The organism is Salibaculum griseiflavum (assembly GCF_003129565.1).
Lineage (GTDB): Bacteria > Pseudomonadota > Alphaproteobacteria > Rhodobacterales > Rhodobacteraceae > Salibaculum > Salibaculum griseiflavum.
In genome coordinates this window covers 41,685-50,160 of the sequence record NZ_QETF01000024.1, presented here as the reverse complement: position 1 = coordinate 50,160, position 8,476 = coordinate 41,685, and the positions used below count along the sequence as shown (strand labels likewise).

Genomic DNA, 8,476 nt, shown 5'->3' with positions numbered 1-8,476 from the left:
CGCTCGACCCCAAGAACCTCGCCCCGCATACACCCTCCGTCTCAGACACGTCCCTAGCGACGTCGCTATGCACGTGTCTTAGCCATTCAGGTCAGGAATGGGCAGGCGGTGCCAACCGGGTGATTACGCTATTACGCTAAATCCCGGACAGCCGTTTCAGTAATTCCCGGACAGCTCGGGCACGGCTGATCCTCTGCCTGCAGTTATGTTTTTGATGGCATCTTCGGCCAGTCTGGCTCGGTCAGGTCCCCCGGTGGGCGGCCAACGCGCTGGAACACAACCTGCTTCAGCGTGGAATCGTCATCCCGGCCCTTGGGCAGCGGCCAGCAGTTCAGCCCTGCTTCCCGGGCCCGGTTCAGGTATGTTGCCACTGTCGTTTTGCTGAGCTTCAGACGCGCGGCAACCTCACGCGCCGAAAGCCCTTGTTCATGCGTCAGTCGCAGTATGGATCGTATGTCTTGCACAGTCGTGCGCCTCGCTCGCTTCTGTCTCGGCATGGTCCCTCCCGGCCTTGTTCAAGACCGGCAGAATGCCGCGACGGCGCAGGCGATGACCAACCGAGCCCAAGCCCTCCCGGAACTGCCCGGGAATTAGCGAAATAGCTGTCCGGTATTTCTGAAATCCGCACCCATCGCGCTCATCGGCCGGCAGGACGAGATCGCCGTCCTTCGCCATGCGCCGCCAAGCCGACAACTGGTTCGGCCGGATACCATACCGCGCCGCCACCGCGTTGACCGTTGCACCAGGCCGAAGGGTCTCCGCGACAACCTGCGCCTTCACCTCATCCGGCCAGCGTCGTTGACCGGACGCATAGACCTCCACCCCCAACGATCGGAGAAACGCATTCGTAGCACACATTGAGAAACGCACTCCCTGTCTTGTGACAGGACCGGCCTCGCATTGCCCGGAACCTGGTAGAAGGTGGGGGCCAGCTCGCGCTTACGCTGAAAAGCCCGTGGGGCCCAGCTGGCGCTTACCAGGGGTGGCCGAATACCCCGGAATCACTGACCGGATAAAATTGGATTGGGTGGCCGGATACTTTCGGAATCGGTGGCCGGATGACCTCGGATTACGCAATCGCCGCCAGCCATCCGAAAAACCTGATCGACGAGCTCCTCCCTTGGAACTTTCAGCCGTCAAGCTGAAAAGCTCGTGGGGCCCAGCTGTCGCTTACATACCAGTTCTTCAAGGTGATACCCACCTCTCGCTCGATCTCATCAAGTGATGCGGCCTGTATAGAACTGATGTCCGGCTCGAGCCCCAGAGAGGCCTGCAGACGACCCATCGAAGAGTGGAAACCTGCAAGAGCCTGATAGCGCAGTAGATCCGCCATAATTGCCTCTGCCTGAGCACCCACCAACTCGACGTCGCTAATGGTGCCGGCCTTGTGCTGATTCACCATTCGGAACTCGATCTCCTGCTCTACATGTTGCAGCTCTTCCGCGATATCGAGCCGACTTAGGGCGTTTCTCGAGTGAAGCGCCGCCATATGGACCTGTGCGACAACGGTCATCTGCAAGGCGACTCGGCGCATATGGGCAAGCTTTTCCCGAGCCTCGGCATGGTTCCTTACGTTTCTGATATTCAGCAAACTAAACAGGTTGTAGCCCACCGACAGCGCGCCTTCGTTCCACTGATTGTTGAGTGAGAAAGAGTCCGTAGTATATCTCGGCCCCCAGCTGAAGGAGAGGTCGGGCATCAAATCGAGCAAAGCAGTCCGGGTTTCCAGCCTTGCGATTTCAAGGCCGTAAAACTGCTCTTTGAGATCAGCATTATTATAAAGGGCCACCCTCTCAAGTACTTCCATCGGTTCTTCCAGAACTCGCGGCCGATTTTCAAGGGACATCGGCGGATCCAGATCTAACGGCTGATCAACTGGTGCATTGATCAAATTAGAGAGCTCAACGCGCGAGGCCACAAGCTCCTGCTGTACCTGCTTCATATCGCGCAGGGTCCTCAGAAGAGCCCGCTCGTGCCGGAGATGTTCCATCGGCCCCTGCGCGTTGCCCTGTTGGGCAAGCCGTGTGTCCTGAATGGCTGCTCGGGTTACCTGAATGGTTGCCTCGACCTCGGGCTCTAGAGCCTGGGCGCTGGCCGCACGCCAGTAAGCCGTCTGGACGTCCATGATAAGCAGATGCATCGCCCGACGACGTCGCTCTTTGGCGATCAGAAGCCGATTCGCATTCTGCTGGGAGTCGTAAAAGCTAGCTCCGAAATCCAGCAAGCTCCAGCTGAGCTCAGAGGAGAAATCCCAGCTGGATTGATCTGCGCTAATGGTGGGATCCGACTCCAGCTCCTCGCCGGTGACTGCATTAACCGATCGGGTGAGGCGGGGCTCGCTACGTATACTGTAACCGGCATCGGCGAGTAAACGAGGCAGCATATCGTAACGGCTTAAATCAAACTCTCCACGAGCGACGGCCTGCTCCATCAGGGTCACTCGATGATCAAGGTTGAACTTGATCGCTCGTGCAATTGCTTCCTCGAGGCTAAGTGGTCCGCTAAGCGGCGGGACATCTTTCTGGGCGAACAGGCGATCCTGAATCAGATCATTGCTCATGGTCTGCCGATCGATGGCCACCGGCTCAGCCGCACACCCGGCGAGCAAGATCGCGGAGAAACCGCAACATAGGACGACACCGCGCCAGCCGCGCGCCAAATTCTGGTCATTCATGGATTGAGCTCCCGTATCAGACTTAAGACGACTATACGTAAGTACTGTCCAGCCAGAGAAGCCGGTCGCGCACCTATTTTTAACCGGCCATAATGGACGCTAGTTACCCGGTTACGTCCAGTGCCGTCGAGCTCAACAACAACCCGATACGTCGCGCGTTCCGGGATTAGCTCACCGGCTTTTTCACGCGCTAGAATATCGCCGCCGAAAACTGAGGCCATTGCTGGAAACGACAGAGAATTAATCGCGTCACTTCCGATCTCTACCACCCGTCCAGAGATAACATCACCGTAGCTTTGCGAGAAAAAGGTAGCCTTGGCACCGATCGATACACGGTCGATAGCGGATTCATCAATCCAGGTCAAAACTTCCATCCCGCTATCCGCATCAACTAGCGTCCCGACGACCGTATCCTTTGCCAGCCACTCGCCCTCGGCAATGTCCGGATTGTTTAGCCGAAACGTTCCATGATATGGTGCGATATGCGAAAGCTTTGTTACTTCACGATTGGCGCGCTCGAGCTCGGCCAGTCTAGACTCCCGCTGGTCGTTGGCCAGCCGCGGCGAGCCAGCGCGCTCCTTGTCAAGGCTGGCGGCCTGATGTCGCCTAGTCGCCGTTTCGGCACGCATAGCCGCCATCTGCTGGTTCAAAAGCAACATGGGGGAAACTAGCTCCACCAACTGACTACCCGCAACCACTTCCGCTCCGTCGCTCACAGCCAGCGCTTTTACACGGGCTGCTTCAGGCACTACCAACTGCGTTGACCGGACCGGCCGCATCAGTGCCTCAGAGGTCACCGGCTTCGGCAGTGGTACAACAAACACAAGCAAGAATCCCAACGTCACCATGATTGTAGCGCGTGTACGAAGCTGTGCCCATATCTCCGCTCGGCGTTCCCACCACAGTTTTGCTTCCTTGATCACAGGTGCGAGGATGAACCAGTAGATTTCGACAACAAACAGGAGAAGTCCCAACACTTTAGTGAACTTGAAGTACACCAAAATAGCAATGCCAATAAAAAGGATGAACCGATAAGTCCAGGTGAGAATGGCAAACACCACGAGGAAACGCTGGAACCCCAAGGATAATGTCTCGGGTGGGGGCTCATCCAAGCCAAATAGTAAGCGACGGATTCGCCACCGTGCCAACGCCGAACTCCTCGCATGCAAATTGGGATAGTCCAGCCAGTCCATTAGCACAAAATATCCGTCAAAGCGCATGAACGGGCTGATATTGAGCAACACTGATAGCACCCAACTTACCGAGGCCAGAAAGAAAACTGCTGATCGAATTGCACCGTCGGGTAAAATCACCCAAAGTAAGGTTGCCCAAACTGCCACCAGAAGTTCTAAACGCAATCCGGCGGTTGAAACCGCGAGGCGCTTACGCCGATCGCTGATCTTCCAGACTTCGTTGGTGTCAGTGTAAGGCATTGGGAACATCACGAGGAAGGCCACACCCATCACTGGTACTCGGCAGCCGTACCTTTTAGCCATGAAGCCATGGCCGAATTCGTGAAAAACTTTCACGCTCACCAAGGCAAAGGCATAGGTCATAAATCCTTTTACGGAAAAGGTATCCAGCAGAGTCGACTGAAAGACCTCCCACTGCTGGCCCACCTTGATCAGCGAAAACAGGAGCACTATGCCGGTCGTCAGTGTAAAGCCCCGTGAGAAAAGAAAAATGCCAATAAAGAGCCAGCGTTCCAAGAAGCGATCCGGGTTGATCAACGGCACCCTAAAGAAGAGGTAACGATGCATCAGGTCAAGCCACCACGCTTTTTTACTCGCCTGTTTGCGCCGAGCAAGCTCCATGGCGTCCGCAAAATCAAGTCGCTTGACCAAGCAGTGCGTATTGAGAAACACAGCAACGCTTTCAACGTCCTCAAGTGTAATCTCAAGTGTCGTTTCCCGGTTCACTGCGTCAACGATGAGCTCCGGCGAACGATAGTCCCATCGACAGAGAATCTCGTAAGTGGGCCAATCCAGTCGGAAAAATTGATTTGGCGCCGGATCGTGTAGTACCCAGCTCGGATGCCCCTTAGACCCAGTGGGCCCAGGATAGACAGTGATTTCGTCGCGCAAGATGGAAAGGGCTGTCGAGTCTGTCATGGTTCAGGTACCGAGCCGCGTCCGCAGGCTGGCAATCGGCCGCCGCAGTATCCAGTAACCCAGCGTAGTCCAGCCGCCACTGAGTCGGCTTGTGCCTTTAAGGCCAACGCGGTGAAGATCCGCTTGATCAAGACTCGCGCGAACGCGGTAGGCCACGTTCCCGCTGGGTCGCTCCGTGGCGTCGTAGGCGACGTAGCGAACTTCCCCGCGGACCGGCTTGAGCGGCGCGGAACGAAGATAGAGGTTGACCGGTGAGCCGGGCGGCAAATTGACGGCATCTGCTACGGACAACCACGCCTCAATCTCGATTTTACCCGGATCGACGATGCGCAGGATCTGCTCACCCACGCCGACTGGCTGGCCAATCAGCGCCGAGACACTATCAAAAATCGCAACGCCACCAATCGCGGCGCGGACCGTTGAGTCGTTCAGCCGCGACTCGAGAAAAGTCAGTTCCGCGCGCGCCTGCTGAACCGCCCCCGCTGCTTCAATTAACTCGGCACTAAACTCGTCATTATCCAACGCCTGCTGGGTAAATTGCTGATACTGCTCCGTTGCGGCGCTCAGAGCTCGACGGGAGACTTCAACGCGCTTCTCGAGAATTTCATCATCGAAGCGGAAAAGCGGATCTCCCGCCTCGACATGTTCTGCCGGTCTCACCAGCACTTCCGAAATCACCCCCTCAATGGGGGCCCGGACCCTTAGCGGATCAACCGGCACAAGCTGTCCAGGTGCGATGACCGTCATGCGAACTGGGAGCAGCATAAGCACCAGAAAAACCGCAGCAATCCATATCAGCCGCTTGCGATACCATGGACGCTCTGCCGGCAACAGCCACTGCCTGACCACCCCAGGAGTGAGGCGCCGACGCGCCTCTTGACCGCCCTGGAGCGAGCGTTTGGCATGAGCCCAAACCTGCCACCACTCCTCGAGCAGGGTGCCTTCCTCATCGCTCCAGGGTATCGCCCGCACCAATAACAAGCCAGAGGGCACCGAGGTGGCCGTTATGTCCGGCAACCACAGGGCATACAACGGTAGGTATTCCTGCCAGGCCGCCTGATCTTCCTCACTGAGAGACTCAACATTCACCGGCCCCGCAGCACGATCACTCAATACACGGCGATGGAAGTTTGTCAGCCAGCCCATCATCGGAGCATTGGCATCCAGCGACATCAGCCCAGACAGAGCGGCAGGTTGATGGACATCGCGCCAGAGAATTGCCTGCCGATAGGGGGCCAAGCGATGCGTGGCATTAACAACAAGGTAGTCCAGCTCCTCGATACGCTCGACCATTCGCGCCTTACGCGAGAGCTCCACGAGCGTAACCATCCGATCGTTGACCTGCCCGGCTCGCGAGCGCAACTGTACTGCCATTCTTAACGGGCCTCGCGCAAGCGCTCAGCCAGACTGCGGGCGCTCTCAATGCGGATCACCTCACCGCTGAGGTGCAGTCGGATCACAAAACTTTTCTTATTGCCCTGGTCATCGGCGGCCGTCACCCGCAAAATAAGTTTGTCAGGTGCGTCCACTGGCGGCTCAATGATTAACTCACCCGTGCGGCTGTTGAACTGAATCCATTCTGGCAGCACCTCGTCGTCAAACGTATCCAGTTTCAGCAACACCTGTGCTGCCGGATCGGAGTGCACAAAGGCGTCGGGACGAATGACATCCATATAGCGCTCACCGGACTCCAGATGCAGGTCCGGGTGTCCTCGAAGGACCGCAAGACCAGGCACCTCCAAAGGCATCACTAGGGTGTGGAACCCACCACTGCGCGTGTATTCGAAGGTCGCGTCCATTCGCAGCCAACTCGTCGAGCGTTCGGTTTGCCACGGATCCGAAATAGTCCTAACCAAATCCATCATCCGATTGCCGCGCACGGCCATGCCACGCAAGGGACCTGCTTCGCCGAAGGTCTGTTGCAAACCGATGGGGGTTTGTTGGGCGATGCCCAAGTCACCTATTTCAGACTGCCTCAAGACAGCCGCATCCAGCCGATCCGGTGCGTTCTCTGCCCGTTTTTGCGGAAGGTGAATCTCCCTGTTGAAGCCGCTATCATTCCAACGATCTGCCGGCCTAATGTTACTCTCCACCATCGGAGGAACGCCTCCCCCGCCAGGAGAGACCGGCCCGGGAGAGACCGGCCCGGGAGAGACCGGCCCGGGAGAGACCGGCGTAATGGTTTCCTCGTCAGCAGTCGGCCTAAAGAAAACGCCAAACCCGGGATCGAGCACCACGCCGTCGGCTACGCCATCCACATCACCACGGCCGCCTTCACGGATAAACAAGGTAAATAAATCATAGAAACCATCACCGTCGGTGTCCTGCGCCCGTGCACCTGTCTGTGAGACCGGATCCCAGTCAAAATGCTCGACTGTTCCATCCGGATAGATCTTGTAATAACGCGCCTCAAATTCATCCACTGCGTAGGTGGAGTCCTCGATGTGCACATCGACCTGGTGGCGAACGCCGGTATAGGCTTCGCGCACACGGTTGACAAAGTCATTCTGTGCTTCTGGGCTGACATCGCCCCGATCCACCATGGTCTGAGGGTAGAGCCGGAAGCGCACTAAGTCGGTCGCTTCAAAGGCATCAAAGGCAGAATGCCCAAAGCGATCCAATAAATCCTGCTGGGCTATATTAAGGTCACTGACATCCGCACTTTGCGCACCCACCAAATCCATCTGTGTTTCGGCGCGCATCGCCCCACCTTCGGTGAGAATGATGTCGGAGTTAAGCTCACGAATGGCATCAATGCGATCACCCGTGGCATCCAAGGTGAGGTCATTTGAATCACCACGGATTGACAAGCGATCACGCGAAATCGCATCCAACAGAATGCCGGCCTCAACGTTATGCCCGAATGGATCATTCTCCGAGAGCACGTTTTGCGGCGAGCTAATCGTTAGCGACACTGCCTCACTTTGTTGCGAAGCGGTACCCGCGAAATCCACCAGCTGATACGACAAATCCCAGCCACCCTCAGGCAGAGCGTACAGAGGAATCAGCGAGCCGGTCTGGGCATGAAATACGCTCGGAATTTCCCTCGGATCATCACCATCGTCCGGCGCCAACATCAAGCGCACGGCACCCGTGTTGGCGAGGATATCGTCACTGCTAATATCGACTTGCAAGCGGATCGCATCGGCTGGTATCGAATTACTTTCATCCACCCCAGGAACTTGCAGCGTCGGGCCTTCGAAATCCTGAAATAGCGCTGGGTCGTAGTAGCGATAAGCCTGCGTGCGAATAGCGCTTTCGCGATCAGCCTCTTGCGTATCGACCACCTTAAATTGAACCGCTTTGCCGGTACCCTGCTCGACGGCGGCCCCGGTCCAGGTGAAGTGATTGCCATCCCAACTCACACCGCTAAGCTGATCGGGACCATTAAGCGCCTGCCAGCCATCCTCATCGCTCACCCCCGGGCCACCCGCGCCATCCATTCGGCCATACACCAAATAGCGGCCGCCGGTCGGATCAACCGCGACATCCAAACTTCCAGTGATTGTCACCCCGGTATCAGCAAGCGGTAGCGGCCCCCCTTGCAGCGCACCGGGTGGTGTCTCATCAAGTTCTATTGCCAAGCTGTTTGGTTTGGGCAGTTGATTGAGTAGCTCGGCGACCGCTTCGCGAATATCAAGATACTGATCAATCGGCTGTCTGGTCTCACCATCCGCTGGTTCAGGGCCTT

General features: G+C 57.0%; 5 protein-coding genes and 1 pseudogene (1 of these 6 running past the window's edge). All 6 read right to left on the bottom strand.

The features are described from left to right. Window positions 1-227: 227 nt before the first annotated feature. Window positions 228-497 (bottom strand): annotated as a pseudogene (locus tag DFK10_RS15380) (sigma factor-like helix-turn-helix DNA-binding protein); the annotation flags it as partial. Further along, window positions 427-858, bottom strand: a complete 432-nt coding sequence (locus tag DFK10_RS15375; RefSeq protein ID WP_109389920.1) for a transposase — start codon at window positions 856-858, stop codon at window positions 427-429. The gene DFK10_RS15375 and the pseudogene DFK10_RS15380, both read right to left, overlap by 71 nt. A gap of 271 nt (window positions 859-1,129) precedes the next feature. Beyond that, window positions 1,130-2,674 (bottom strand): TolC family protein, encoded by a 1,545-nt coding sequence (locus DFK10_RS15370; RefSeq protein ID WP_109389919.1) that lies wholly within the window; start codon window positions 2,672-2,674, stop codon window positions 1,130-1,132. Next, window positions 2,671-4,785, bottom strand: a complete 2,115-nt coding sequence (locus DFK10_RS15365) for an HlyD family efflux transporter periplasmic adaptor subunit (protein ID WP_109389918.1) — start codon at window positions 4,783-4,785, stop codon at window positions 2,671-2,673. Before DFK10_RS15365 ends, DFK10_RS15370 begins: the two co-directional genes overlap by 4 nt. 3 nt (window positions 4,786-4,788) lie before the next feature. Next, entirely contained in the window at window positions 4,789-6,078 is a 1,290-nt protein-coding gene (locus DFK10_RS15360; protein WP_217810181.1) for an efflux RND transporter periplasmic adaptor subunit, read from the bottom strand. Between the two features lie 83 nt (window positions 6,079-6,161). Next, window positions 6,162-8,476, bottom strand: the final stretch of a protein-coding gene (locus DFK10_RS15355) for an Ig-like domain-containing protein (protein WP_109389916.1). Its footprint extends 40,705 nt past the window's final position; 2,315 of the gene's 43,020 nt are visible here — the last part of the coding sequence; the start codon falls outside the window, past its right edge; its stop codon occupies window positions 6,162-6,164.

Excerpts from the sequence above, each read along its gene's own strand:
- DFK10_RS15370 (WP_109389919.1), bottom strand. The coding sequence starts at position 2,674 with ATGAATGACCAGAATTTGGCGCGCGGCTGGCGCGGTGTCGTCCTATGT.
- DFK10_RS15360 (WP_217810181.1), bottom strand. The coding sequence starts at position 6,078 with ATGGTCGAGCGTATCGAGGAGCTGGACTACCTTGTTGTTAATGCCACG.
- DFK10_RS15375 (WP_109389920.1), bottom strand. The coding sequence starts at position 858 with ATGTGTGCTACGAATGCGTTTCTCCGATCGTTGGGGGTGGAGGTCTAT.
- DFK10_RS15365 (WP_109389918.1), bottom strand. The coding sequence starts at position 4,785 with ATGACAGACTCGACAGCCCTTTCCATCTTGCGCGACGAAATCACTGTC.